Source organism: Sphingomonas sp. 8AM (assembly GCF_902506455.1).
Taxonomy (GTDB): Bacteria; Pseudomonadota; Alphaproteobacteria; order Sphingomonadales; family Sphingomonadaceae; genus Sphingomonas.
The window spans coordinates 2,021,266-2,047,432 of record NZ_LR733844.1 but is presented as its reverse complement, the minus strand read 5'-3'; the positions used below and the strand labels follow the sequence as shown (position 1 = coordinate 2,047,432).

The following is a 26,167-nucleotide window of genomic DNA, read 5'->3' as shown; positions in this document are numbered from 1 at the left end:
TATCGGAGCGCGCCCGGCCGGCGCGGGCTCATCCCGCGACCGCCGAGGCGGCTTTGCGGCGGCAGGTTTTCTGTCGAACTATCGTCATTCCCGCGCAGGGGGAATCCAGAACCTCCGACGTTGCTGCCCCTGTGATGACCTGCGCGTCTGGATTTCCCCTGCGCGGGGATGATGAAGCCACGAAGACCGCTACGCCTCCACTACGCCCCGGTCGCGCAGCAGCATCTGCCGCGCGATCGCGCGCGCCCGGTCCCTCGGCAGTCCCAGCGCGCGCGCCATCGGACCGCCGAGCAACGCGTCGCCCAAGGCCGCGAGCACCAGTTGCAACGTCTCGTCCTTGATCGGCGCGTCGGGGCGTTGCTCCTCGTGTGACAGGTCTTCGACCAGATCGTGGACCGCGGTGAGGATCGGGTCGAGCGCATCCTGATTGCCGTTGAGAATCATCCACGTCGCCAGTGCGCCTGCACCATTCGCACCGAAAGCGTCGAAGACGACGTCGACCAGCTCGGCCGGGTCCTTGCGTTCGCGCGAGCGGCGGGCGGCATCGCGGATCGGGGCCACCACCAACCCGGTCATGCGCTGGATCAGCGCCGATTGCAGCCCGTCGGCCGAGCCGAAATGATGGAGCAGATTAGCGTGCGTCCGCCCGATCCGCCCCGCCACTGCCTTCAGCGTCACCGCCTGCGGTCCCTGCTCGACCAGTAGCACGCGTGCCGCCTCCAGCGCCGCGTCACGCGACGCCTCGGGGCTCAGCCGCCGGCGTGGGGTTGCAATCGGAGCAAGGGACAACTAACTGACACCAGTGTAAGTAAGGCGGAGCATTTCCGTTCTTTAGTGGAGATTTCCGTGGCGAAAGCAACCACCCCCGCCGACCTGACCATCACCCCGCGCGACCGCCGATTCGGGCGTGGCGCGACGATTCGCCGCTGGTGGCTGAACGATGACCCCTGTGCGACCGCCTTCTACAACGCGCTGTCGGTCACGTTTCCGAAGGGCGAGGGGTTCTTCGTCGACAGCGTGCGCAAGTTTCGCGACGGCACGCCACCACGGCTGGAGCGCGAGATCAACGCCTTCATCAAGCAGGAGGTGCTGCATACCCGCGAGCATGTCGCGTTCAATCGTCACGTCGCCGATCAGGGCTATGACACGACCTTGCTCGATCGCGACGTCGATGCCGCGCTGGCGCTGACCAAGGGGCGGCCACCGATCGGCAGCCTTGCGGCAACCACCGCGCTCGAACATTTCACCGCGATGCTGGCGCACGAATTGATCGCCAACCCGCGGCATCTGGCGGGCGGGGACGAACAGGCGCGCGCCTTGTGGCTGTGGCATGCCGCCGAGGAGATCGAGCACAAGGGCGTCGCGTACGACACCTGGCTGCACGCGACGCGCGACTGGCCGCGCTTCACGCGCTGGCGGATCAAGGCGTTGGTGATGCTGATCACGACGTGGCGGTTCGTTCACGGCCGCGCGCGCGGGATGGCCGAGCTGCTTCGGCAGGACGGGTTGACCGGGCCAAAGGTGTGGGCGCGGATGGCGTGGTATGCGTTCGGCTATCCGGGGATGGCGCGGAAGGTCGCGGGGGTGTGGCTGGCGTATTTCCTGCCCGGCTTCCATCCGTGGAAGCATGACGACCGCAAGCTGATCGCGCTGGCGGAGAGCGACTATGAGGCGGCGGTGCTGCCGAAGGTCGCCGCCTGAGCCAGCCGGGTGGAAGTTGACGATGTTTGCGCTCATCGTCGGAGAATGTGTCAAAGACAGCGGCGGCGGGGACGCGGCGGGTTCGGGCGAGGCCATGCTGACCGTATAAGGCTGCGGCCGTCGTGTAGGATAGCGGTGCCCGGTAAGTGATTGTAATCTCGGCTGTCAGCTTCTTGCGGAGCGGCGTCGCGCGCCGTGGGTCAGCAGGCGGCGCCTGGACTGTTGCCGATACGCGCCATCAGCGAAGGTGGAGCAGGCGGCGGGAAGGGCGTCCATTACGCGCCGACAAGCCTCGTCGATGTTGGCGTATGGATGCTCGCCGTGACGTTTGAAGCTCTGCCGATACCGCTCGTATGTTGCCGGCGACGCGCCCAGAAGGTGATGACGTAACGTTGATCCGTCATTGCGAGCGTAGCGAACCAATCCAGAGCCGGATCAGGGCGCCCTGGATTGCTTTGCTACGCTCGCAATGACGACCGGTTTATTCGACCCTGCGTCGTCATGAGCTATCCGACCCAGTCGAAACCGATCGGCGCGTCGATGCCGAGGGCGCTGTGCACCGGGCAGGCGTGAGCCGCGGCCTCGAGCTTGCGCCGTTGGCGCTCGTCGAATTTGCCGGGAACGCGGATGACCACCGACAGGTGCGTGATCCGGCGCGGGGTACCGCCCATCTCCTTGCATACCGCGGCGGTGGGCCGTTCGATGTCGATGTCCATCGACCGTGCGGCGACCGCCATGGTGCCGAGGATGCAGCCGCCCAGCGATAGCGACAGCAAGTCGCTCGGCGAGAAGCTCTCACCCGAACCGCCAAGCTCCTTGGGGCCATCCATGACGAGGACCGTACCGGAATCGGCATGCGTCGCCCGGAAACGCAGGCCGGGTTCGCAGGCAATGACCGTTTCGCTCATCGATCGACTTCCTTCGTTTCGTCCCGACACGACGTCGAACCGCTTTGAAATGCGCGTGGTGATCCCGGCCGCGACCGACGACAGCGTGCGGCCCGAGCTTCGCGCGGCATGACCGAGCAAGGTTTACGCCGCGATCGGCATCGCGGCATCGGTACGGGCCGCTTCCGCATCGAGGTCGAGCGCGAAATCGACCGACTCGACCATCCCGCCACGCGCCAGCGACCAGCGCTGCGAGCGGCAGGTCTCGACGAAGCCGAGCTTGCGCAGCACCGCTCCCGAGGCCGCGTTATCGGCGTGGTGGTAAGCGGTGAGGCGGGTCAGCGGGAGCGCGTGGCGCGCGATGTCGATCACCGCGCGTCCGGCCTCGGTCGCATAGCCGCGGCCCCAGGCGTCGGGCGTCAGCCAATAGCCGAGTTCGTGGTCGCCATTGTCGGCGCGGTGCAGGCCGATGCCGCCGATCAGCCGGTGATCGCCGCTACGCTCGACGATGACGAAGCGCGGCTCGGTCGCGCCGCGCGGCAGCGACAGGAACGTCTCCGCATCCTCCGGCGTGTAGGGCCAAGGGGCGCGGGCGAGGCGGTTCACGACCGTTTCGTGGCCGATCGCCTGCGCAAGCGCGGGCGCGTCCTCGAACCAGCCGGGCCGTAACGTCAAACGGGGCGTCAACGCGAACATGTGCTCCATCTCCTGCGACGGGCCCGTGGCACGCGACGATGACGCGCGCGCGACACGGGAACGGTAAGCGGAGGGAGCAGCAAGAAAAAAGGGAGCCGGGGCGGACCCGTCTCCCTTGTCTGGCTGGGTTCCGTCGTGGAACCCCGGGTCGCCCTGGTGGGCAACCCGTATGGTCACCCGGTGTTATTCGGCCGCGGCCGCAATCATATCGACCGAACAGAATTTGCGGCCGAGCTTGCCGTCGTGGAACACCACGCGACCGTCGACGAGCGCGAACAGGGTATGGTCCTTGCCGATGCCGACGTTGCGGCCCGGATAGAACTTGGTCCCGCGCTGACGCACGAGGATGTTGCCCGCGATCGCTTCCTGACCGCCGAACTTCTTCACGCCGAGACGACGGCCGGCCGAATCACGGCCGTTACGCGACGAACCGCCTGCTTTCTTATGTGCCATTGTGTCTGTTCCTTTCGCGCTTTGGGGCTCAGCCGACCGAGACGATCTTCAGGATCGTGTGGTTCTGGCGATGGCCATTGCGGCGACGATAGTTGTGACGGCGACGCTTCTTGAAAACGATCACCTTCTCACCCTTCGCCTGGGCGATGATTTCGGCGGCGACCGTCAGGCCCGCGACGTCCTTCAGTTCCGCGCCCTCGCCAGCGAGCAGCACGTCACCCAGCGTCACCGACGCGCCGGCCTCGCCTTCGATCTTCTCGACGACGATCTTGTCTCCGGCGGCGACGCGGTACTGCTTGCCGCCCGTGCGCACGACTGCGAACATGGCTACGATGTTTCCTTCAACGGGAATTGCTTCCCAAATGTCATGGACCGCAACGGACACAGCCGCACGGTTGAAGCGTGGCGGTTAGGTTAGCCCTTTCGGGATGTCAACCGATTCCCCGCCCCGGGCGGCAGGGTTAATGCCGGTGCAACCGCTTCAATCCATAGCGCCCGTCGTCGAACCGGTCGAACAGCCCGGCGATCGCGGGATGATCGACGGGTTCGTCGCTGTCGTCATGCTCCAGGTTCTGCTGGCTGACATAGGCGACGTAGCTCGATTCGAGATTCTCGGCGAGCAGATGGTAGAAGGGCTGGTCCTTGGCGGGGCGCAGCGTTTCGGGGATCGACTGATACCATTCCTCGCTATTGGCGAAGACGGGATCGACGTCAAAGATCACGCCGCGGAAATCGAGCATCCGGTGGCGCACCACGTCGCCGATCGAGAAACGGGCGTGGGCGATCGGCGGGGCGATCGGATCGGCAGGGAGGCGGGTATCAGCCAGCGCATCGCGGGTCATGAAGGCGTATCTAGTGCAGAATTCGTGCAGCACAACACGAGATGCGCTTGCGTCGCGTATCGCAAGCCGCTAGGGGCCGCGCCTCGACCCACCGCCGGGTGCTTTTTACAAGCCGCCGGTGACCCTCGCGGAGAGGTGGCAGAGTGGTCGAATGCACCGCACTCGAAATGCGGCGTGCCCTCACGGGTACCGTGGGTTCGAATCCCACCCTCTCCGCCACTTACCTATCTGTGCGGGTGTCCGCGCGACTGCGGCGGGATTTTGCTTGCGCTGTCGACGCCGCTGCGGACGTCTGCGCCCCGCGTCTTGCCGGTGCGGCAAGCGGCGAGCGACGCGGACGATCGGGACCGTCGACGCTAGAAGGCCGGCAGCACCGCACCCTTGTAAGTCCGGTCGATGAACGCACGGGTCGTCGGGCTGCGCAGTGCCGCGACCAGCTTGCGGACGCGCGGGTCCTCCGCGGCACCGGGGCGGCCCACGACGAAATTGACGTAGGGCGAGTTCTTGTCCTCGATCGCGAGCGCGTCGCGGGTCGGATCCAGCTTCGCGTCCAGCGCATAATTGGTGTTGATGAGCGCGAGATCGACCTCGCCGAGCACGCGCGGCAGCGTCGCCGCCTCCAGCTCGCGGAAACGCAGGTTGCGCGGGTTCGCCGCGATGTCGCCGATCGTCGCGAGCGGATTGGCGGGATCCTTGAGGCGGATCAGCCCGGCCTTCTGCAACACCAGCAGCGCGCGGCCGCCGTTGCTCGGTTCGTTGGGGATCGCGACGCTGGCGCCGGCCGGGATGTCCCTGATCGCCTTCCAGCGGCGCGAATAGGCACCCAGCGGTTCGACGTGGACGCCCGCGACCGGCACCAGCTTCGTGCCGCGCTCCCTGTTGAACTGATCGAGATACGGCTTGGTCTGGAAGTAGTTGACGTCGATCTGGCCCTGATCGACCTGCAGGTTCGGCTGGACGTAGTCGTTGAAGACGCGCACCTCGAGATCGACGCCTTCCCTGGCCAGCAGCGGCTTGACCTGCGCGAGGATCTCGGCGTGCGGCACCGCGGTGGCGGCGACGGTCAGCCGGTTCGGATCGCCTTTGCTGCCGCAGGCAGCGAGCAACAGAGCGGCGGCGAGCAACGTGCGGCGGGAAAGCATCGGTATCCTCAACGATGATCCAGCCGGCGCGCGAGCCAGTCGCCGCCGAGCTGGAGGAGTTGGACGAGCACGACCAGCAGCACGACCGTGACCAGCATGACGTCGGTCTGGAAGCGTTGATAGCCGTAGCGGATGGCCAGATCGCCCAGCCCGCCCGCGCCGACGACGCCGGCCATGGCGGTGAACGAAACGAGCGCCACCGCGGTGACGGTGGCGCCCGACACGAGGCCCGGCAACGCCTCCGGCAGCAGCGCGCGGGTGACGATCTGGCGGCGGCTCGCCCCCATCGCCTGCGCCGCCTCGATGGTCGCGCGCGGCACGTCGCGCAGCGCCTGTTCGACGAGCCGCGCGTAGAAGGCGGCGGCGCCGACGACGAGCGGCAGGATCGCGCCCGCTACCCCCAAAGATGTGCCGACCACCGCCAGCGTCACCGGGATCAGCACGATCAGCAGGATGACGAACGGGACGGAGCGCAGCACGTTGACGACGATGCCCAGCAGACGGTTGAGCCAGCGCGCCTCGGCGATCTGTCCGCGCGCGCTGACGAACAGCAACACGCCAAGCGGGACGCCGGCGAGAATCGTCAGCGCGAGCGATGCGGCGAGCATCACCAGCGTGTCGCGGGTCGCGACGGCGATGTCGCTCCAGATGACGTTGGCGAACCAGCCGGTCATGCCGCTTCCCCGAGCAGCGCACGGGTCGCGGCATGATCGCCGTCCAGCACGACGTCCAGCGGCCCGCTGTCGATCACGCGACCGCGATCGAGCACCGCGACATGGCTGCACACCGCGCGGACCACCGACATCTCATGGGTGATGAGCACGATCGTCAGCCCGAGTTCGCGGTTCAGCTCGCCGAGCAACGTCAGCACCGAGCGCGTCGTTTCGGGATCGAGCGCGCTCGTCGGCTCGTCGCAGAGCAGGACGTCGGGGCGGGTCGCCAGGGCGCGGGCGATCCCGACGCGTTGCCGCTGACCGCCCGACAGTTGCGCGGGATAGCTCGCCGCCTTGTCCGCGAGCCCGACCCGGTCGAGCAGCGCCGACACCCGCGCGTCGCGCTCGCCGCGCGCCACGCCGGCCAGTTCGAGCGGCAGCGCCACGTTGGCGGCAACGCTGCGGTTGGCGAGCAGGCCGAACGACTGGAAGATCATGCCGGTGCGGCGGCGCAGCGCGCGCAGGCCGGGCCGATCGAGCGCGCCGAGGTCGACGCCGTCGACCTGCACCGTCCCCGCGCTGGGCTGCTCAAGTCCGTTGAGCAGCCGAAGCAGCGTCGACTTGCCCGCCCCCGATCGGCCGATCACGCCGAAGATCGCCCCGCGCGGCACATCGAGCGACACGTCATCCAGCGCGCGTGTGCCGTCCGGGAAATGTTTGCAGACGCCGCGCAGCGTGATCATGCCGTCCCCATCACTTGCGTCGCAAACCGCTCCATCTCCTCGGCCTGCGGGCTCATCTGGAGCAACAGCAGGTCGAGCCCGGCGGCCTCATATTCCGCGATCCGCTCCTTCAGCTGTTCGGGCGTGCCGACCAGATTGGGGCGCAATCCACGGTTGGAGACCGAATATTCCTGTAGCTTCAGCTCGCGTTCGAGCTGGGTTCCCGACAGCCACTGGTCGAAATTGGCGTAGCCGGCGGGAAGTTCGGTGACGGTGGTGATCCGCTCCAGCTCACGCTGCGCCTCGGCCGCACTGTCGCGGACGATCGCGTAGGCGGCCATGCCGAAGCGCATCGGCCCGCCGCCCGCCGCCGCCCGCCGCGCGCGCATGTCGGCGAGCTTCGGCGCGATCGCCGACACCGGGTCGCCGTGCATCACATAGGCGTCGCATTGCGTGGCGATCATCGTCTTCGCCGCCTCGCTTTCGCCGCCCGCATAGACGATCGGCCTCGCGACCGGCTTGGGGGCGCAGATCGCCTGTTCGGTGCGGTAGAAGCGTCCGTCGAAGCTGAACCTGTCCTCGGTCCACAGGCCATCGACCACCGTCAGCCACTCGGCGGTGCGCGCGTAGCGATCGTCGTGCCGATCGAATTGCAGGCCGTATTGCCGCGCCTCGTCCGCCCACCAGCTGGAGACGACGTTGAGCGACAGCCGGCCGCCCGCGATCCGGTCGATGTTCGCCGCTGCCTTGGCGAACAGGGCGGGGTGGTGGAAGTTGGGACGGACCGCGACCATCAGCTCGATTCGCTCGGTCACCGCGGCCAGCGCGGCGGCAGTCGACCATGCGTCGAGCGCCGGCTGCTCCACGCCCTTGATGTCGTTGAGGTTCAGCTCGGCGATCAGCGTCAGGTCATAGCCCCATCGCTCCGCCGCCTGGGTCAGTCGCCTGGCATAATCCCATGTTGCCGCCATGCCCTCGTCGGGGACGTTGCGCAGCCAGCCGCCGAAGACCGGCATCCAGAACCCGTATCTCACGTCACCGTCTCCGCGATCGTTGCGGCCAGCCAATCGACCAGCCGGGCGTGCGGATCCCAGCCAAGGACGTCGAGCGGGCTGGCGACGAAGTTCGACAGGGCATTGATGTCGTAGAAGCGCGCCACGCCGTCGCGGTCGTCGATCAGCACCTCTACGCCGCCGACATCGATCCCCGCTGCGCCGACGATCGCCTCGGCCGCCGCGATCAGCGCCGGGTCGGGATCGACGCGCGTCATCGTGATCGTCGGCCGGCCGGGCAGCGCGCAGGCATCCGCCGGGCACAGATCGAAACTTCCGCCGCCGTCCACCGCAATGGCATAGAGGAACCGCCCGCCGAGCGTCTCGATCCGGGTGATCGTGCCGCCGCGCGCCGGGATATATTCCTGCACCAGCAGCACGCGGTCGATGCTGTCCGGCGTGCTGCCGTCCGCCACCGCCGCGGCCAGCGCGTCGGCGCTGTCGTAGCGCACGATCCCCGCGCCCGAGCCGCCGATATTCGCCTTGACCACCACCGGGAAGCGTAGTCCGGCCGCCGCAGCGGGCAGGTCGACCGCGCGGTGCACGACCCGCGTCGCCGGGATCGCGAGCCCCAGACCGGCGATCAGCGATAATTGCCGCGCCTTGGACGCGTCGATCGCCAGCGCCGCCGCACCGTTCAGCACGCGCGCGCCGCGGGCTTCCCAATGGGCCAGTGCCGCCGCAGCGTGGAAGATCGGATGTTCCGGGCTGCGGAGGAAGCTCGACATCGCGATCCGGTTGAAGACGACCGGTGCGGGAGGGGTCGGCGCGGCCGGATCGAGGGCGAAGCCATCGGCATGGATCGCACGATAGCCGATCCCCGCCTCGTCCAGTGCGGCGAAGAGCGGCCGGAACCACATCGGATGTTCGTAGAGGAGGACGAGATCGGTCATGCGGTTCCTGAAGCTGTCCGCGCTAGCTAGCCGGTGACCGGGTACAAGGGTCAGCAATTCGGCTTTGGCCGCGCCTAGCGCAGCTTGAGTATCGTCGGTCGCGCGGCTCTTCGCGCGCAGGCGGCAGGACGCTATGCACCGGTCGCAGGCGCAACCGGGATGTCGCGGGTAAGCGTTGGCCGGCCCACGCTGAGCCGGCCGGCAGCCGGATCGAAGGGCGTCGTCATGCGTCCGGCGCAACGAACGGCGTCTGCGCATATGTGAGCGGATCGACGTAGCTGCATCGTGTCCGCAGGACCGTTGAGAACGAGGATGGAATGACCATGAAGACTGCGATCGTCACCGGCGCGACATCGGGGATCGGGCGTGCGACCACGAAAGCGCTGGTCGAGGCGGGCTGGCAGGTGATTGCGACGGGGCGCCGCGCGGACCGGCTGGCGGCGCTTGCCGACCAGCATGGCGAGCGTGTTCATACCGCGGCGTTCGACATCCGCGACGATGCCGGCCGCGATGCCGCCCTCGACACCCTGCCGGAGCGGTTCCGCGGCATCGACCTTCTCGTCAACAACGCCGGCCTCGCGCTCGGCACGGCGCCCGCGCAGCAGGCCGACCTCGCGCAATGGCGGACGATGATCGACACCAACGTCACGGCGCTGGTCGCGATCACGCACCAGCTGTTGCCCGGATTGATCGCGCGCAAGGGCGCGATCGTGAACATCGCGTCGGTGGCGGGGAGTTATCCGTACACGGGCGGCAACGTCTACGGCGGGACCAAGGCGTTCGTGCAGCAATTCGCGCTGAACCTGCGATCGGATCTGCACGGGACGGGCGTGCGCGTCAGCACCATCGATCCCGGGATGGTCGAGACGGAGTTCACGTTGGTGCGGACCGGGGGCAATCAGCAGGCGTCTGACACGCTCTATGATAGCGCGGCACCGATGACCGCCGACGACATCGCCGCCACCGTGCTGTGGATCGCGACGCTGCCCGCGCACCTGAACATCAATCGCGTCGAACTGATGCCGGTCACGCAGTCGTTCGCGGGGTTTCAGGTGGCGCGCGGGAGCTGAGCCTGGCGCGCAAAATCCGGCTTGGTGATGCAGAAGGTGACGCCGGTTGCCGTTCTACTTGACCCAGATTGTTCCCCGGGCACTTGCCCAACCTTCAGTTCGGTATACGGTATCTACGTTTTCAGGGCGCTTGGTCGCTGGCTCTCCGCCCGGACGATCGTGGACGGAGGCAGCCGGAGTGACGGGTGACCGTTGGAGAGTGGAGAGTAGTCGGTGGGGCACGATCAGGTAAACGACGGCGGTGCGCCGGGACCCGCTACCAAGGTCGGGCGGCGTAAGGTATTGGCGGGGCTGGCGACCGGGCTCGGTTTGCCGCTGGCGTCGGGCGGGATCGCCGAAGCGGCGCCGGTGTCGGAACGGATCAATCTGGCCAAGGTGGCGCGGGCGACCGCCAAGTTCGTGTCCGGGGATACGAGCGTTGCGGCGCTGAACAACGGTGCCGAGCCGCAGGCCTCCGCCGATGCGGCGCGCGGCGCGTACGGGACATGGCCGCAGACCGGGCCGCAATGGGTGATCTATGAATGGGATCAGCCGGTTTCGACCGACAGCATCGACGTCTATTGGTGGCAGGACGGACAGGGCATTGCGCTGCCGACCTCGGCGCAGCTCTCCTGGTGGGACGGGAAGGCGTTCGTCCCCGTGCGCAACGCGCGGGGCGGCGGGGTGGCGGGAGATCGCTTCAATCGCACCACCTTCGATCGAGTCACCACGCCTAAACTGAAGCTGTCGTTCGTCGGTGACGGGCAGAAGTCGGTCGGCGTGCTGCAATGGAAGGTCTATAACGCCGGACCAGTGCCCGCCTTTGCGCCGGTGGTCGGTGCGGGGGTCGACCGCGCCATGGTGGTCGGCGGTCAGACCTGGCTGGCGGGCAAGGCCGAATGGCTGCAACGCAGTTCGGGCGATACCGTCCGCTGGTCGCAGGTGAGCGGGCCGGGCAAGGTGGTGTTCGCCGATGCCGGCGCGACGGCGACGCGCGCGATGGTGACGCAGCCGGGTGACTATGTGTTGCGGCTTGCGGCGAGCGCGCAGCGCAAGACCTCGGAGTCGACGCTCGCCTTGCGTGCCGAGACGCCGCCGCCCGCCAAGCGGCTGGATGTCGTCTACACCACGCCCTATGCGATCCACAGCCCGCTGTGGAATGCGCGCGCCAAGGCGTTGATCGTCAACTGGATCCCGCATTGCATCGCCTATTGCGAGCGCACCGACCTGACCGACGGGCAGGGCGGGATCGACAATTTCATCGAAGCGGGCAAGGCGCTGCGCGGCGAACCGCATGCGCGGCACAAGGGCTACGTCTTCTCCAACGCCTGGGTGCACCAGACGGTGGAATCGATGTGCATCGCGCTTATGGTCGATCCGCAGGGCGATGCCGAGATCGCGCAGGCGCAGGCGAAGATGCACGCGACGCTGGAGCGCTGGATCCCGATCATCCTCGCCGCGCAGGAGCGCGACGGCTATCTGCACACCGCCTATACGCTCGCCGATCGCCGCAACTGGCCGGAGCGCTGGTCGCCCGAGCATCGCGCCGACCACGAGGGCTATGTCGCGGGCTATTTCATCGAATCGGCGATCAACCATCACACGCTGACCGGCGGGCGCGACCTGCGGCTGTACAACGCCGCCAAGAAGCTCGCGGATTGCTGGGTCGCGCATCTCGGGCCGGGCAAGAAGCCGTGGTTCGACGGCCATCAGGAGATGGAACAGGCGCTGGTGCGCTTCGGGCGGTTCGTCAACGATGTCGAAGGCCACGGGCGTGGCGATGCGTACATCAAGCTGGCGCGCTTCCTGCTCGATTCCCGCGAGGGTGGGTCGGAGTACGACCAAAGCCATTTGCCGCCCGAGCAGCAATATGAAGCGGTCGGCCATGCGGTGCGCGCGGTCTATTTCTATTCGGGGATGGCGGACATCGCCGCCGAGACCGGCGATCGCGATTACCAGAGCGCGGTGATGTCGCTCTGGGACAATATGGTCAATCGTAAGTATTACGTCACCGGCGGGGTCGGCAGCGGGGATACGTCGGAAGGGTTTGGCGGCAATTATGCGCTGCGCAACAATGCCTATTGCGAATCCTGTTCGAGCTGCGGGCTGATTTTCTTCCAGTACAAGCTGAACCTGGCGTATCACGACGCCAAATACGCCGATCTTTACGAGGAGACGATGTACAACGCGCTGCTCGGCGCGACCGATCTGGCCGGTACCAGCTTCTGCTACACCAATCCGCTGGTCGATACCGAGCGCGCGCGCTGGCACACCTGTCCGTGCTGCGTCGGCAACATTCCGCGCACGCTGTTGATGATGCCGACCTGGACCTATGTGAAGGGCGACGACGGGCTGTATGTCAATCTGTTCGTCGGCAGCCGCATCCAGGTGGGCGAGGTGGCGGGGACGCCGGTCGAGATGGTGCAGGAAACCGACTATCCGTGGAAGGGGGCGGTGGCGATCACCGTCAACCCGCAGGAGACGCGCCGCTTCGCGCTGCGCATTCGCGTGCCGCAGCGCAAGACGAGCGTGCTCTACCATGCCGAGCCGGCGGTCGGCGGGCTGGTGCGGCTGGCGGTGAACGGCGAGGCGGTGACGCCGCATATCGAGAAAGGTTATGCGGTCATCACGCGCGAGTGGCGCAAGGGCGACAAGGTCGAGCTGGAACTGCCGATGGCGGTGCAGCGCGTCACCGCCGACCAGCGGATCGAGGCGACGCGCGGCAAGGTGGCGCTGCGGTATGGGCCGCTGGTTTACAACGTCGAGAAGGCCGACCAGCGGCGGATCGACCTGCCGATCGGCAACGACGCGCTGGTGCCGGAATGGCGCGGTGACCTGCTGGGCGGCGTGGTCGCGATCCGCGGGCGCTGGGCGGATGGCTCACCGCTGACCGCGATCCCGAATTATGCGCGGATGAACCGCGTCGGCGGGCCGATCCATGAGTTTCCCGGTCGGTCGGGCGTCGAATATGCGCCCGGCAGCGTGAGCGCGGGCGGAGGGCAGCAAGCGGTGGCGGACGAGCGGCGCGCGGCGACGGGGCCGCAATCGCTGGTGTGGATCGAACAGGCGAAGAGGGTGCAGGCCTGAGATGAAGGCGATGAAGATGGTACGCGCCGCGCTGCTGCTGGCGGCGGGAAGCATGGCCGGCGCGGCGGCAGCGCAGGCGCCGACCGGTGATTATGCCGCAAGCGTGATCGGAGCGCCGCCTGCGCAGCTGAAGCTGGACCCGTTCTACAAGCGTCATATCGATGCCGTCGGGCTGCCGATCACCTCGTCAGCGGCAGTGCCCGATCTTGCGCTGCTCCGTGCGCGCGATATCGTCACCGAAATGCTGATCGAGCGCCCCGATCTGCGCCGCGCGATGATCGCGCGTGGATTCCGGGTCGTCATCATGGCCGAAACCGAGGGCACGACGGACGTGCCCGAACAGCACGGCTGGGAGAAACCGGCGCGCGATGATCCGCGGCTGACCGTGTGCGAGCGCAAACACTATGACGAGCGGATCGGCCGGCTGACCGACGCGCAATATTGGAATTCGCGCGCGCGCGGGATGGGTGGCAACCTGACCAGCGCCGCGACCGAAAATCTGCTGGGGCTGCCGGGAACGCGTTATTACGGCGAAAACATCTTCGTCCACGAGTTCTCGCACGGCATCCTTCATGCCGCCCGCAAGGCCGATCCGGCGCTCTACGCCCGCGTCGAGCACGCCTATGCCGCGGCGCAGGCGAGCGGCCTGTGGAAGGGCGAGTACGGGATGACCACGATCGACGAATATTGGGCCGAGGGCACGCAATTCTGGTTCAACTCGAACAAGCGTGTGGTAATCGACGGGCGCATCATTCTCAACGACGCCGATCTGCTGGCGTATGACCCGGCGCTCTACAACGTGTTGTCGGAGGTGTACGGCGACAACCACCGGCTGTCCGGAGATGTCTTCTACATGCATCCCGCGCGGGTGCCGCCCGGCGCAGTGCCGGGCGCTCCTCCGCCGCCGACCGCAGAGGTCTGTTGAGAGCGGGGGAATGCCCCGCTTCCCGGACCTGTCGAACAAGGAAGGCCGACCTCCTGAACAGATGGTCGGCGTCTCGCGCCTGCCGCGCCCCTCATCACCCCGGACGTGAACCGGAGGCCTGCTTTTGTCTCGGCGGCGGCGGCCGAGAAGCGAGCCCCGGACGGGTCATAAGTGACGGGGGTTGTGATCCCCCAGCTTGATGGCGTCGTGCTCAGCCCTTCGCTGCGTCGCAGCCCCCGATAAACCCCGACCCCTTCTTCGCGGGTAACGAAGCACGGGGGGCAAGGGCTTCCCATTCCTGCACAGCGACTCCGGCATATTTGCCCGCTTGCCCGGAGGCGTCGAAGACCGCCCGCAGGCAGCGGGTGGTGATCGGTCGGAAGCGCACTGCCTGCCAGCCATCGACGACGGCGCCATAGCCGCTGGCGCCTGGGACCGGCTTCCACTCGTTGTCCCAATAGTCGAGATGCCAGGCGCGCGGTGGCGCGACGCCTTCGTCAGCGCCGGCGGGGTGGTCGCCCCAGAAGCGGATGCGGCTGCCGTCCAGCGTCACCGGCTTCGCCCAGCGATATTCGATCCATTGCTGCGGCGGGTTGTGCGGCGACCAGCTTCCCCACAGATCGGGCGGCAGCGGCGCGTCCTTCACTACGCCGTCGTTAAGCGACTTGATCCAATATTGCAGCGGGATCGGCTCGTTCGAGGCAGCAGCGTAGGCGGTCGCGGCGATGTTGCGCGTCGGGGCCGCGGGCGGCTGCGGGCGGCGGGTCGGGGTGACCGGGCGGATCGCGGCGGGGGTGACGCTGTCGTCCCAATCCATCCGGTCGATCGCGACGCTGCGGCGGAAATGCCCGCCGCCGACCGCATCGGCGGTATGGTAAGTGAGGTACCATTGCCCCTTGAACTCGACCGCGCCGGAATGGTCGGTGGTGGAGCTGACCGGCGGCAGCACGACGCCGCGATAGGTCCATGGGCCCAGCGGGGAGGGCGCGCTGCCATAGGCGATGCAGGCGTGATAGACGGCCGGGGTGCAGGGCGATTTCGGCCCCGCATGATTGGCCGCATAGAGCATGTAATAGGTGCCCTTGCGCTTCATTAGCCACGGCGCCTCGAAGAAGCCGGTCAGCGAGTTGACGCTGATCGCCTGACCCTTCGGCGTCACCATGTCCTGCGCCAGTTCGATGCCGCGCAACTGGCCGAACGTCCCCCAATAGAAGTAGACGCGCTTGTCGTCGTCGATCAGCACGGTAGGGTCGATGTTCTGGATGTCGTTGGGGACGCCGACGCGCTGCGAGATGATCGGGCCGGACGGATGCGCATCGCGCCACGGCCCGGTGATGCGGTCGGCGACCGCGACGCCGATCGCGAACCGGTCGCGCGCGTCGCTGTTCCGCTGCATCACCGGTGCGTACATGTAATAGCGGCCGTCGAAGCCCTTGACGATCTGCCCCGCATAGGCGCGGCCCGGCTCCGCCCAGGCGAACACCGCCTCCGGCCGCGCGATCGACGGATAGTGCCGCCAGCGACCCGAGGCCGGGTCTTTGGTCGACAGCAACTGCCATTCGTTCATGATGAAGTCGTTGACGTTCGGCGGGGCCTCGTCGCGACCGGCGAGGATCCACAAGGTGTCGCCATCGACGAACGGCGCGGGATCGGTCGAGTAATAGCGGCCGTCGGCGAGGATCGGATTGCCCGGCGCGACGACCGGAACGCCGTCCTGCGCGAGTAGCGCGGCGGGGGCCGCGGCGAGCGCGGCGGCGATGATGTAGCGGTTCACTTTACGGCTCCCTTTTCGGCGAGCAGCCGCGCCCCGAAGAGCGGGCCGGCGGTCTGTCCGTCATGCGGCACCACGCGGACGCGCAGCGCCGTCTTGCCGCGGGTCAGCGCCTGCGGCAGCGGATAGTCGATGTCGACGAAGCGGCCGGGTGCGCCGCCCTTGAGCAACTCGCTGGCGACCTTCACGTCGTCGACCAGGATGTCGAAACCGCGATTGCTGTCGTCGCCCCAATAGGTCGCCTGCAGCACCAGCGGGCCGGGTCGCGCCTTGAGCGTGAACGCCATGTAGCCGCCGGAGCGCACGTCGCGCCCGTTGCGGCCGCGATAGCTGACCGGCCACGACTTCTCGCTTTCGAGATTGTGGTCGCGCTCGGGCTGCATCTCGCCGAAGTGCATGACGTCGATCGAGCGTGCCGCCACATCCTGCTGACGCGCCTGTTCGGCGCGGAAGGCGGCCTCCTCGTTGCGCCACTCGCCCTCGGTGAACTCGCGGAAGTACACTGCGCTGCGGCGTTCGTACTGGCGGTAGAAGGGGACGAAGGTCAGGTCGCCGGGGCGACCCACGCCCTTCGTGGCGAAGGTGCCCGCCGCGCCCGCGACGGGGGTGAAGGCGGCGAGGACATTGTCGCCGACCAGCGCCGGCTCGGCGCCCTGCCACGGCGCCGTCGCCGGGCCCATGTCGGCGGCGAGCACCAGCGGGCCGCGCAGGACCGCGACCGGGCCGCCGCCCTGCGCGGTCTCGGTGCGCAACTCCAGCGGCAGCGTGATCGCGAGCGTGTCACCCGCCTTCCAGCGGCGCTCGACGATCGCATAGCCGCCGGCATGTTCGGTCGCGACCGGCTCGCCGTTGACGGTGACGCGCTCGGCGCCCGCTGCCCATGCGGGCACGCGCAGCGCGACCGGGAAGCGCCCGCGCTTGCCGAGCGTCGCGAAGGTCAGTCGCGCCTCGGGCTCATAGGGATAGCCGGTCGCCAGCGTCAGCGTCGCGTTGCGGGCGGGCCATTGCGCCTGCGCGGGAATGTAGAGGTTGACCAGCAACATGCCCTCGCCTTCCCAGAAGATCGAGTCGCCGTGCTTGGCGTGCGCCTCCATTCCGCTGCCGCCGCAGCAGACGAAGCCTTCCTGACCGGCCGGTGCGTGGTCGCGCGCCGCGCCCGACAGCATCGGGGTGAAATAGGTGAAGCCGCGCGTGCGCGGGTTGATCTGCGACAGCGTGTGGTTGAGGTGCGCGCGCTCGTAATAGTCGAAGTACGCGCCGTTCGGTGTCTGCGCGAACAATTGCCGCGACAGTTTGAGCATATTGTAGGTGTTGCAATGCTCGCAGGTCGCTTCGCTGAGGTTGCGCGCGATGCGATCCGGACCGAAGAAATATTCGCGATCGGCATTGCCGCCGATGACGTAGCTGTGATGCTTCGTCACGCGATCCCAGAAGAATTGCGACGCAGTGCGATAGCGTTGTTCGCCGGTCAGCTCGTAAAGGCGCGCCAGCCCGACCAGCTTGGGCACCTGCGTATTGGCGTGGAAGCCGGCGAGCTTGTCGTCCTGATTGGCGAGCGGATCGAGGACACGGCGATCGTAGATACGCTTTGCGACGGCGAGCCAGCGCGGGTCCCTGGTGCGCGCATAGAGTTCGGCATAGCTTTCGTTCAGCCCGCCATATTCGCAGCCCAGCACCTTCTGCATCTGCTCGTCGTCGAGCGCGGCGAACACGCGCTCGAAATAGGTGGCGAGCCCGAGCACCACCTTGAGCGCCTGCGCATTGCCCCAGGCGGCATGGACGTCGAGCAGCCCCGCGAAGAGCTTGTGCACGGTATAGAGCGGCGACCACGAACCGTTGAGGTCGAACCCGCCCGAGCGGATTTCTCCGCGCATCAGCTCGGGGAAGATTTCCTCGCCGTCGACGATCGCGGTCTCGCCCTTCCGCTTGCGGCCCAGCGCGCCGACATAGCCGGTGCCACGCTTCGCCTGCGCCTCGGCGAGTTCGGCGACGATGTAATCGGCGCGGCGGCGGCACTCGGCGTCGCCGGTCTGCTGATGCATCAGCACCAGCGCGGTCAGATAATGACCGAGCGTGTGGCCGGCGAGCGAGTCACTCTCCCACCCGCCGTAGATCTCGCCTTTCGGCTCAAGGCCGGCATATTTCCGGAAATTGTGGAGCAGCCGGTCAGCGCTGAGCCCGAGCAGGTAGGCGCGATCCGCCTCGACCGCGGTCGCGAAATCGGAGGGGGCGAGCCGGATGCCGGAAAGCGGCAGCGGTGTGGCCTGCGCCGGGAGGCGCGCGCGGCCCGCGGCCTGAAGGGCGCGCGGCAGCGCCGTCGCGGCCGTCAGGACAGCCGCCCCCGTCATCAGTGTGCGGCGGGTAAGGGCCGACATCCATGTACTCCTATTGATCGCTCAGCTCTACTTGGCCATAAAACGTATACGATATCTGTCGCGAAGCAAGTGTGACGGTTGGGTGGGGTGGAGGGCATAATGCGTAAATTCTGGATGGTGTTTTCAGTGATGGTCGCCGGTGTCCCCGTGGCGCCCGCGTTGGCGCGCGAGGCGGCGCCTGCGGTGCCGGTCAGGACGGGCGCGACCTTGCATGTCGCCTTCGACCAGCGTGCGCCGCGCCCGGGCGTGCGACTGCTCGAGCTGACGCGGACGCGCGCCGGATGGCAGGGGCAGCTCACCTCCGACTGGTATGGCGTGATGCCGATGCGGAACGTCGTCCGCCGCGGCAACGCCATCAGCTTCGACGTGCGCAACATCAACACGCCCGGCGTGCCCGTGCGGCGCTGGACGGCGACGCTGACGCCGACCAAGGTCGCGCTGACCGGCGGGATCTGGTTTTCGGAGGTGCGGCAGACCGGACGTGTGGTCGGGGCGGCGCGCGCCGCGACGCTGGCGCATCATGCGGTGGCGCTCCCGCCGCTCGGCACGATCGCACCCGATGGGCTGGCAGCGACGCCGCCGATGGGCTGGAGCAGCTGGAACAGGTTCGCCGAACGGATCGACGATCGCACGATCCGCGCGATCGCCGACGCGATGGTGTCGACCGGGCTGCGCGACGCCGGCTATCGCTACGTCAACATCGACGATGGCTGGCAGGGCAAGCGCGGCGCCGACGGTGAATTGCGGCCGAACGCGAAGTTTCCCGACATGAAGGCGCTGGCCGATTACGTCCATGCGCGCGGGCTGAAGCTGGGGCTCTACAGCTCGCCGGGGCTCAAGACCTGCGCAGGCTATACCGGCAGCTACGGCCATGTCGCGCAGGATGCCCGGACGTTCGCGCGCTGGGGCGTCGACTATCTGAAATACGACCTGTGCTCGGGCGAGTGGCAGTATGACAGCGCCGACACCGTGCGGCGCGCCTATTACGAGATGGGCACGGCGCTGAAGGCGACCGGGCGCGCGATCGTCTATTCGCTTTGCGAGTACGGACGTTTCGATGTGGCAGCGTGGGGGCGGTCGGTCGGCGGGCATCTGTGGCGCACCACCGGCGACATCACCGATGATTATGCCAAGATGAGCGAGATCGGCTTCGAGCGTAATCCGCGCTTCGGCCATGCCGGGCCGGGCGGATGGAACGATCCCGACATGCTCGAGATCGGCAACGGCGGGATGAGCGAGGACGAATATCGTACGCACATGACGTTGTGGGCGATGTCAGCGGCGCCGCTGATGATGGGGCATGACGTGCGCACGACCGGCCCGGCGGCGCTGGCGCTGCTGTCGCATCGCGCGGTGATCGCGATCGATCAGGATGCGGCGGGCGTGCAGGGCAAGGCGGTGCGCGTCGCCGGCAAGCAGGAGGTCTGGGCGAAGCGGCTCTCCGATGGCGGGGTGGCGCTTGCGCTCTTCAATCGCGGGGACGGGCCGGTGCAAATGACGGTGACGCCGGCGGATGCGGCCCTTACCCGCTTCGCTGCGGTGCGCGACCTGTGGCGCGATGCGGAGGTGCCGCTGTCCGCCACGACCTTTACCGTGCCGGCGCACGCAACCGTCCTGCTTAGGGCTGACGGCGAGCCGCGGTAAGCGGTATCTGTCCTTCAGCACGCGACATGGCGCGGCGGTGCCCCATCTGAAGGTTGATAATGGTTACGTCCTGCGTCTCGGATTGACCATGCCAATACAAGAACCCGCTTGAAATTGGTAAGCTTTTGGTTTCCAAGACTTGTCGTGGTTATGGGCGAGCGACTCCTGACCGGATCAAGTCACGGCACCGTCGTACTCCGTATACCATTGAAGAAAGTGTCCAGAAGCGTGACAGATCAAGCTGTTCGCTGCGGGTGGCGCTTGACAAAATTGCGGCGCTGCTCATTAAATAAAAAAGCCTTATTAAATAAAACGTGTTTTCAGGGATGAAGGGGAGGATCAATGCGTAAGATCACCATGCGCGGCGCCATGCTGGCCGCCGCCTCGCCGGTCGTGCTCACCATGGCGATGGCCGGAAGCGCCTCGGCGCAGACCACCACGCCCGACGCCGTGGCCACTTCGGCCGATCAGGTCGCTGCGCCGACGCAGGCCGATGACAGTGCGGGCGACATCGTCGTCACCGGCATCCGCGCGTCGCAGGCGCGTGCGATCGAGGTGAAGCGCAACGCTGACAGCGTCGTCGAGGCGATCAGCGCGCAGGACATCGGCAAGCTGCCCGACGTCACCATCTCGGACTCGCTCCAGCGTATCGCGGGCGTGCAGATCCGCCGTGACGCGGGCGAGGGCGCGGCGATCAACATCCGCGGCCTGCCGCAGGTGACGACGCTGCTCAACGGCGAGCAGTTCCTCGGCGCCAATTCGGTGACGAGCGTCCAGCCGAACTTCACCGACATTCCGTCGCAGCTCTTCTCGGGCGCGACCGTCTTCAAGTCGCCAACCGCCTCGCTGCAGCAGGCGGGCCTCTCGGGCACCGTCGATCTGCTGACGCGGCGTCCGTTCGACCTGAAGCGCGGAGTGACCTTCTCGGCTGCCGCTGAAGGGCAATATGGCGACAAGACCAAGAAGTGGAACCCGTCTGCCAACGGCCTGATCGCTTTCCATGGCGAGCGCATTGGCCTGCTGGTGTCGGCCGCGTACAGCGACCTGACCCTGGCCAACAGCTTCCGCGGGATCCAGGACTATGGTGTCGCGCTGAAGAACGAGAGCGGGAGCGCCACCAACGCCGGCGACTTCGCCACCGGCAACAACGGCGTCAGCCGTGGCACGCCGGTGCGTAACGGCAATGGCGCGATCGCCGGCTATGACGTCAATGGTGACGGTGATTCCAATGACGCGTTCATCACCCCGCAGTCGCATACCGCGTGGAACCGCATCACCGATCGCCAGCGCTTCGGCGCGAACGCGTCGCTGCAGTTCGAGATCAACGACGCGTTGCAGCTGACGGCCGATGGCTTCTACACGCGCCAGACGCAGTACGATCGCACCGCGGGCTTCCAGTTCCAGAACGTTGACTGGTTGTCGTCGCCGTTCCTGCCGACCAAGTCGCGCGACACCGGCGCGACGTCGGGTGGCTACAACGTCAACACCGTTCAGCAATACACCTACGGCCTGCCCAACTTCGACAGCTATTCGGAGACCTTCCGCACCAAGAGCGAGTCGCAGAACTATAACCTGCAGCTCGACTGGAAGCCGTCCGAGACTTTCAAGGCGACCGTGCGCGGTATCTACGGCAAGGCGTACAAGAATCGCGATCAGTCCTATACCCAGTTCAGCCTGACCAACGGCAAGCAGTGGGCGTATAACGGCGTCGGCAATTACCCCGGCGGCGACGTCACCTTCAATCCGACCGGCTATCAGATCTACAGCGACACCGCGACCGTCGACTATTCGAGCGGCGCGCCTGCCTTCGGCTTCTCGCCGGGCTTCCTTGCGCAGGCGTCCGATCCGTCGCGTTACGGCCTGAAGACGATCTCGTCGGAAGGAAACGTCTACCAGAAGGGCGACATCTGGGCGTTGCGCGCCGATGCCGAATGGCAGGCCAACGATCAGTTGAAGGTCGCATTCGGTGGCCGTTATGGCGAGCGCAGCGTCAACCAGTTCACCTTCGACCGCGTTTCGCCCTTCTATGCCGGCAACCGCGACAATGCGGCGAACCCGGCGGCGGGCTGCCTCGTCAAGTGGAAGGCGTTCGACGTCAACCTCAACGACAAGTCATGCCCGGTGCTCGACGCGCAGGGCAACGCTTATACCGCCGGTCTGACGCGGCAGGCGACCGACCCGATCTTCGCCGGGCTGATCAAGCAATATGCGCTGCCCGCCAACGGCGCGCCGAACCTCTATGCGCTCGATCCCAAGGCGATGGACGACAGCGAGGCGTGGCAGAACAAATTCTACCCGGGCAGCCAGAACCTCGTGAACCCGGCGTTGTCGTTCGACGTCCACACGCGCCAGATCTCCGGCTATGCGCAGGTGTCGGGTGAGGGCGAGCTGCTCGGGATGCCGTTCCGCGCGAACGGTGGTCTGCAGGTCGTCAATACGAAGCTCAACGTTCGTCAGAATATCGTCGGCAACCCGCAGCCCTATGGCGTATCGGGAGTGGATGCGGGTGACTTCGTGACCAAGCGCGAGTTCACCGACTTCCTGCCGTCGATCAACATCGCCTTTGACGTGACCAGCAAGCTGCGCGCGCGCGCCGCTTTCTCGAAGACGATGACGCTGCTCGACTTCCAGCAATGGGGTGGTGGTCTGAACGTCGGCTATGCGATCAACACCACGATCAACCCGGCGCGCTTCGAGGCGCAGACCGCGACTTCGGTCGGCAACCCGAACCTCAATCCATGGCGCGCGACCAACGTTGAAGGCAGCCTCGAATATTACACCGGCCGCTCCAGCCTGCTTGCGATCGGCGCCTTCTACATCGCGGTCGACAGCTTCATCGCCAACAGCACCGAGATCCGCAACGACATCCCCGACAATGACGGCGTGATCCGTCGTCCGGTCGTCACCAACACGCTGGCGCAGGGCGAGGGCGGCGTGCTGAAGGGGATCGAGGCGTCCGCGCGGCAGTCGCTGGCCGATTACGGCGTCAACGGCTTCTTCGGCGGCTTTGGCGTGGATGCGAACTACACCCTGTCGCTGGGTGATGCCGGGCTGGTCGATCTGGCCGGCAACAACCAGCCGTTCCAGGACAATTCCAAGCACCAGGTCAATGCGGCTTTGTGGTTCGAGAAGTACGGGTTGCAGGCGCGCGTTGCCTACAATTACCGCTCGAAGCGACTGGTGTCGTCGAACTACGGCGGGATCGTCGGGCTGGCGCAATATCAGGCGCCGACCAACTATCTCGATGCGTCGATCTCCTATGACGTGACGCCGTTCATCACGCTCTACGGGCAGGCGTCGAACCTGACCGGCGAGACCGAGCGTTATTACCTGACCTGGACCGATCAGGTGTTCAACGAGAACATCTACGAGCGGCGCTTCATCGCCGGCGCGCGCGTGCGTTTCTGATCGCAGGGGGGCGGGTCGTCACAGATTGACGACCCGCCTATTTGCTGCGTCATTGCGAACGGAGCGAACCGGTCCAGGGCGCGGCGTGTGATGCTCTGGATGGTTTCGCGCCGCTCGCACTGACGGGCAAGGGCGGGGACGATAAGCGACATGCGTGATCCGATACGATCGATCGTGATCGTCGGCGGGGGAACGGCAGGCTGGATGGCCGCGACGTTCCTTGCACGGCGGCTGGCGCATCTGCGGCTGGCGATCACCGTCGTCGAAAGCTCCGCGATCGGGACGATCGGGGTCGGCGAGGCCACCGTGCCCGCGATTCGCGACTTTTTCGCCGCGATCGAACTCGGCGAGGCGGACGTGCTTCGCGAGACCGAAGCGACGATCAAATACGGCATCCGCTTCGCGGGATGGAAAGAACGCGGGCACGACTTCTTCCATCCGTTCGGCCTTTACGGGGTCGGGGCGCATGGCGTGGCGTTCCATCATTACTGGCTGAAGCTGCGCGCGGGCGGCGACGCGACGCCGCTCGGCGCTTATTGCCTGGCGACGCAACTGGCGGAGCGCGGACTGTTCCTGCCGTCGGTGGACCGGCCGGCCAACGATCTGGGCGTGTTCAACTTTGCGGTACATTTCGACGCGTCGAAGTTCGCGGCGCTGCTGCGGCGGCTCGCGCTCGCGAATGGCGTGCAGCATGTCGACGCGCGGATCACCGATGTCATGCGCGACGGCGAGGACGGGCGCGTCACCGCGGTGACGCTCGACAGCGGACAGGACATCGCGGGCGATCTGTGGATCGACTGTTCGGGGTTCCGCAGCCTGTTGCTGGGCGAGGCGCTGGAGGTGCCGTTCGTCGACTGGCGGCGCTGGCTGCCGTGCGACCGTGCGGTGGCGATTCCGTGCAAGGCCGCGCAGGTGCATCGTCCGTTCACGACCGCGACCGCCACGAGCGCGGGATGGCGCTGGCATATCCCGCTGCGCCACCGCGTCGGCAACGGGCACGTCTATTGCTCCGAGTTCATCGACGACGCGGCGGCGGAGGATGAGCTACTGGGGGCGCTGGAGGGCGAGCCGATCGCCGCGCCGAACCGCATCCGCTTCACCCCCGGACATCGCGCGCGCTTTTGGGAGAAGAATGTCGTCGGGCTCGGGCTGTCGTCCGGGTTCCTCGAACCGCTTGAATCGACAAGCATCACACTGATCCAGTCGGGGCTGGAGCGGCTGATCCCGCTGTTCCCTACCCGCGACTTCGATCCGCGGCTGGCCGCGACCTACAATCGCCAATCGGTGCTGGAGTTCGAGCGGATCCGTGACTTCCTGATGCTGCATTACAGCGGCAACCGCCGTTTCGGTGAGCCCTTCTGGGATCATGTCCGCGCGATCGAGCCGACCGAGGGGTTGCAGGGCAAGCTCGATGCGTGGCGCGCGGCGGGCGAATTCGTGCGGCGTGAGTGGGATACGTTCCAGGATGCGAGCTGGCTGAGCATGTATGCGGGATTCGATGATCTGCCCGCACGTTACGCGCCACTGACGGACCAGATACCCGGGGCAGACCTGCGCGACAGCCTGATGCGGATGCGCGAGGCGATCGAAGGCACGCTGCGCCATGCCGAGCCGCATGCCGATTTCCTCACCCGCGTCCATGCAGGCCGGGCATGAACGTCTCGACGCTGTTGCGCCTCACCGGCGCCAATATTGAACATGCCGGACTCCACAACCAGCGCGTCGTGCTGCACGCGATCCGCGTCGCAGGCTCCGCGACGCGCGCCGAGGTGGCGGCGGTCACCGGGCTGACGACCGCGACCGTCACCAATATTACCAATCGCTTGCTCGAAGAGGGCCTGCTCGGCCGCGCCGGGCAGCGGCGCGGCGGGCGCGGGCAGCCGGCGACGCGGCTGTGCGTCAACCCCGATGGCGCGTTCGCGATCGGGGTGAATATCGATCGCGATCACCTGACCATGGTGGTGGTCGATTTCGAGGGACGCTCACGCGCGCGGATCAGTCGCGAGGTCGCCTATTCGAGCCCCGAGGACGTCCAGAGCTTCTATCGCGAACATGTCCATAAGCTGCTGGAACAGGGCGGGATCGCCGCGGAGGTGCTGAGCGGGATCGGGGTGGCGCGGCCGGACGATCTCGGCGCGATCGACCTGCCGGGACGACCGCGCGACTATGATTGCTGGTCGACGCACGATGTCGCCTCGCTGTTCTCCACGCCGCTCGATCTGCCGGTGACGGTCGAGAATGACGCCGCGGCCGCGGCGATCGGGGAGATGCAGTTCGGGCTCGGGCAGCAATATGCGAGCTTTTTCTATCTGTTGATTACGGTCGGGCTCGGCGGTGGGGTGGTGGTCAACTCGCTCTACGACAGGGGTGCGAACGGGCGGAGCGGCGAGATCGGCTTCCTGATGGTCGCGGACGGCGATGCGCGGCGAGTGCCGTTGCAGGAGGTGCTGTCGATCGGTGGGCTGGCGCGCTCGCTGGAGGCTAAGGGGCTGGGCGGGCAAGCGATTCACGCTCTGGATCTGGACGATCCGGCGGTGGCGGCGGTGACCGACGACTGGGTGGCGCGCGCTGCAGCGGCGCTGGCGCCGCCGCTGGTGGCGGTCAGTTGCCTGCTCAATCCCGGGGCGGTGCTGGTCGGCGGGCGGTTGCCGGTCCCTCTGGTCGAGCGGCTTGGGCAGGCGACCAGTGAATTGATGCAGCGTGATGGCGGCTATGCGCCTGTTCTAGCACCGATCCGTACCGCCGCGCTGGCGGAGGACTCGCCTGCGATCGGCGCGGCGCTACTGGCGTTCGGGCATCTGATGCTGCCTGCCGATACGCCGGGGCGGCAGCCTACAGCGATGATTTCACCGGACAAAAGGCGATAG

22 protein-coding genes and 1 tRNA gene are annotated in these 26,167 nt (G+C 66.9%); 10 read left to right on the top strand and 13 right to left on the bottom strand.

Annotation, left to right across the window (positions count from 1 at the left end; translation table 11 throughout):
• Window positions 1-189: 189 nt before the first annotated feature.
• Window positions 190-789, bottom strand: coding sequence for a TetR/AcrR family transcriptional regulator (locus tag BACI71_RS09590; protein ID WP_236552926.1), 600 nt, complete (start codon window positions 787-789; stop codon window positions 190-192).
• 57 nt (window positions 790-846) lie between these two features.
• Here BACI71_RS09590 and BACI71_RS09585 point away from each other — a divergent pair, with 57 nt between their 5' ends.
• Window positions 847-1,701 carry a metal-dependent hydrolase gene (locus BACI71_RS09585; RefSeq protein WP_159758097.1) on the top strand — a complete coding sequence of 285 codons (855 nt, stop codon included), beginning with the start codon at window positions 847-849 and terminating at the stop codon, window positions 1,699-1,701.
• A 506-nt stretch (window positions 1,702-2,207) separates the two neighbouring features.
• Here BACI71_RS09585 and BACI71_RS09580 read toward each other — a convergent pair.
• On the bottom strand, window positions 2,208-2,609 hold the full coding sequence (locus BACI71_RS09580; protein ID WP_159758095.1) for an OsmC family protein: 402 nt from the start codon (window positions 2,607-2,609) through the stop codon (window positions 2,208-2,210).
• On the opposite strand from BACI71_RS09580, the gene BACI71_RS18065 reads away from it, so the two are divergent.
• On the top strand, window positions 2,593-2,721 hold the full coding sequence (locus tag BACI71_RS18065; protein WP_268894064.1) for a hypothetical protein: 129 nt from the start codon (window positions 2,593-2,595) through the stop codon (window positions 2,719-2,721). The two genes, BACI71_RS09580 and BACI71_RS18065, sit on opposite strands and share 17 nt — an antisense overlap.
• A gap of 11 nt (window positions 2,722-2,732) precedes the next feature.
• On the opposite strand, the gene BACI71_RS09575 is transcribed toward BACI71_RS18065, so the two are convergent.
• The 4 genes from BACI71_RS09575 to hspQ all read right to left on the bottom strand — a co-directional run bounded on the left by BACI71_RS09575 (window position 2,733) and on the right by hspQ (window position 4,579).
• Window positions 2,733-3,284 carry a GNAT family N-acetyltransferase gene (locus BACI71_RS09575; RefSeq protein WP_159758093.1) on the bottom strand — a complete coding sequence of 184 codons (552 nt, stop codon included), beginning with the start codon at window positions 3,282-3,284 and terminating at the stop codon, window positions 2,733-2,735.
• Between the two features lie 183 nt (window positions 3,285-3,467).
• Window positions 3,468-3,737, bottom strand: a complete 270-nt coding sequence (gene rpmA / locus BACI71_RS09570; RefSeq protein WP_022687450.1) for a 50S ribosomal protein L27 — start codon at window positions 3,735-3,737, stop codon at window positions 3,468-3,470.
• Between the two features lie 28 nt (window positions 3,738-3,765).
• Window positions 3,766-4,062 carry a 50S ribosomal protein L21 gene (gene rplU, locus BACI71_RS09565; RefSeq protein WP_022687449.1) on the bottom strand — a complete coding sequence of 99 codons (297 nt, stop codon included), beginning with the start codon at window positions 4,060-4,062 and terminating at the stop codon, window positions 3,766-3,768.
• Window positions 4,063-4,198: 136 nt separating this feature from the next.
• Entirely contained in the window at window positions 4,199-4,579 is a 381-nt protein-coding gene (gene hspQ, locus BACI71_RS09560) for a heat shock protein HspQ (RefSeq protein WP_051272777.1), read from the bottom strand.
• 129 nt (window positions 4,580-4,708) lie between these two features.
• Between hspQ and BACI71_RS09555 the strand changes: the two genes are divergently transcribed.
• Window positions 4,709-4,798, top strand: a tRNA-Ser gene (locus tag BACI71_RS09555).
• Between the two features lie 137 nt (window positions 4,799-4,935).
• Here BACI71_RS09555 and BACI71_RS09550 read toward each other — a convergent pair.
• The 5 genes from BACI71_RS09550 to BACI71_RS09530 are packed head-to-tail and all read right to left on the bottom strand — an operon-like array spanning window position 4,936 to window position 9,041.
• The gene (locus tag BACI71_RS09550) at window positions 4,936-5,721 is read right to left on the bottom strand and encodes a MetQ/NlpA family ABC transporter substrate-binding protein (RefSeq protein ID WP_159758091.1); all 786 of its coding nucleotides are present in this window, start codon (window positions 5,719-5,721) and stop codon (window positions 4,936-4,938) included.
• Between the two features lie 8 nt (window positions 5,722-5,729).
• Window positions 5,730-6,395: a methionine ABC transporter permease gene (locus tag BACI71_RS09545; protein WP_159758089.1), complete on the bottom strand. Its 666-nt coding sequence runs from the start codon at window positions 6,393-6,395 to the stop codon at window positions 5,730-5,732.
• Window positions 6,392-7,117, bottom strand: coding sequence for a methionine ABC transporter ATP-binding protein (locus tag BACI71_RS09540; RefSeq protein ID WP_159758087.1), 726 nt, complete (start codon window positions 7,115-7,117; stop codon window positions 6,392-6,394). Before BACI71_RS09540 ends, BACI71_RS09545 begins: the two co-directional genes overlap by 4 nt.
• Window positions 7,114-8,130, bottom strand: a complete 1,017-nt coding sequence (locus BACI71_RS09535) for an LLM class flavin-dependent oxidoreductase (RefSeq protein WP_159758085.1) — start codon at window positions 8,128-8,130, stop codon at window positions 7,114-7,116. The genes BACI71_RS09540 and BACI71_RS09535 overlap by 4 nt, the downstream gene beginning before the upstream one ends.
• Window positions 8,127-9,041, bottom strand: a complete 915-nt coding sequence (locus BACI71_RS09530) for an ATP-grasp domain-containing protein (RefSeq protein WP_159758083.1) — start codon at window positions 9,039-9,041, stop codon at window positions 8,127-8,129. The genes BACI71_RS09535 and BACI71_RS09530 overlap by 4 nt, the downstream gene beginning before the upstream one ends.
• 323 nt (window positions 9,042-9,364) lie before the next feature.
• Here BACI71_RS09530 and BACI71_RS09525 point away from each other — a divergent pair, with 323 nt between their 5' ends.
• The 3 genes from BACI71_RS09525 to BACI71_RS09515 all read left to right on the top strand — a co-directional run bounded on the left by BACI71_RS09525 (window position 9,365) and on the right by BACI71_RS09515 (window position 14,102).
• Window positions 9,365-10,111, top strand: coding sequence for an SDR family NAD(P)-dependent oxidoreductase (locus BACI71_RS09525; RefSeq protein WP_443018503.1), 747 nt, complete (start codon window positions 9,365-9,367; stop codon window positions 10,109-10,111).
• Between the two features lie 213 nt (window positions 10,112-10,324).
• Entirely contained in the window at window positions 10,325-13,177 is a 2,853-nt protein-coding gene (locus tag BACI71_RS09520; protein WP_159758079.1) for a glycoside hydrolase family 127 protein, read from the top strand.
• A 10-nt stretch (window positions 13,178-13,187) separates the two neighbouring features.
• On the top strand, window positions 13,188-14,102 hold the full coding sequence (locus BACI71_RS09515) for a glycoside hydrolase (RefSeq protein WP_236552925.1): 915 nt from the start codon (window positions 13,188-13,190) through the stop codon (window positions 14,100-14,102).
• A gap of 211 nt (window positions 14,103-14,313) precedes the next feature.
• Here BACI71_RS09515 and BACI71_RS09510 read toward each other — a convergent pair whose 3' ends face one another.
• Together BACI71_RS09510 and BACI71_RS09505 are read right to left on the bottom strand one after the other, a co-directional pair.
• Window positions 14,314-15,876, bottom strand: coding sequence for a family 43 glycosylhydrolase (locus tag BACI71_RS09510; protein WP_159758077.1), 1,563 nt, complete (start codon window positions 15,874-15,876; stop codon window positions 14,314-14,316).
• The gene (locus BACI71_RS09505) at window positions 15,873-18,248 is read right to left on the bottom strand and encodes a glycoside hydrolase family 127 protein (RefSeq protein WP_236552924.1); all 2,376 of its coding nucleotides are present in this window, start codon (window positions 18,246-18,248) and stop codon (window positions 15,873-15,875) included. The genes BACI71_RS09510 and BACI71_RS09505 overlap by 4 nt, the downstream gene beginning before the upstream one ends.
• Before the next feature lie 99 nt (window positions 18,249-18,347).
• Between BACI71_RS09505 and BACI71_RS09500 the strand changes: the two genes are divergently transcribed.
• From BACI71_RS09500 to BACI71_RS09485, 4 genes are all read left to right on the top strand, one after another.
• The gene (locus BACI71_RS09500; RefSeq protein ID WP_159758075.1) at window positions 18,348-19,892 is read left to right on the top strand and encodes a glycoside hydrolase family 27 protein; all 1,545 of its coding nucleotides are present in this window, start codon (window positions 18,348-18,350) and stop codon (window positions 19,890-19,892) included.
• Between the two features lie 342 nt (window positions 19,893-20,234).
• Window positions 20,235-23,300, top strand: coding sequence for a TonB-dependent receptor (locus BACI71_RS09495; RefSeq protein ID WP_159758073.1), 3,066 nt, complete (start codon window positions 20,235-20,237; stop codon window positions 23,298-23,300).
• 150 nt (window positions 23,301-23,450) lie between these two features.
• Window positions 23,451-24,956 (top strand): tryptophan halogenase family protein, encoded by a 1,506-nt coding sequence (locus BACI71_RS09490; RefSeq protein ID WP_159758071.1) that lies wholly within the window; start codon window positions 23,451-23,453, stop codon window positions 24,954-24,956.
• The gene (locus tag BACI71_RS09485) at window positions 24,953-26,167 is read left to right on the top strand and encodes an ROK family transcriptional regulator (RefSeq protein ID WP_159758069.1); all 1,215 of its coding nucleotides are present in this window, start codon (window positions 24,953-24,955) and stop codon (window positions 26,165-26,167) included. Before BACI71_RS09490 ends, BACI71_RS09485 begins: the two co-directional genes overlap by 4 nt.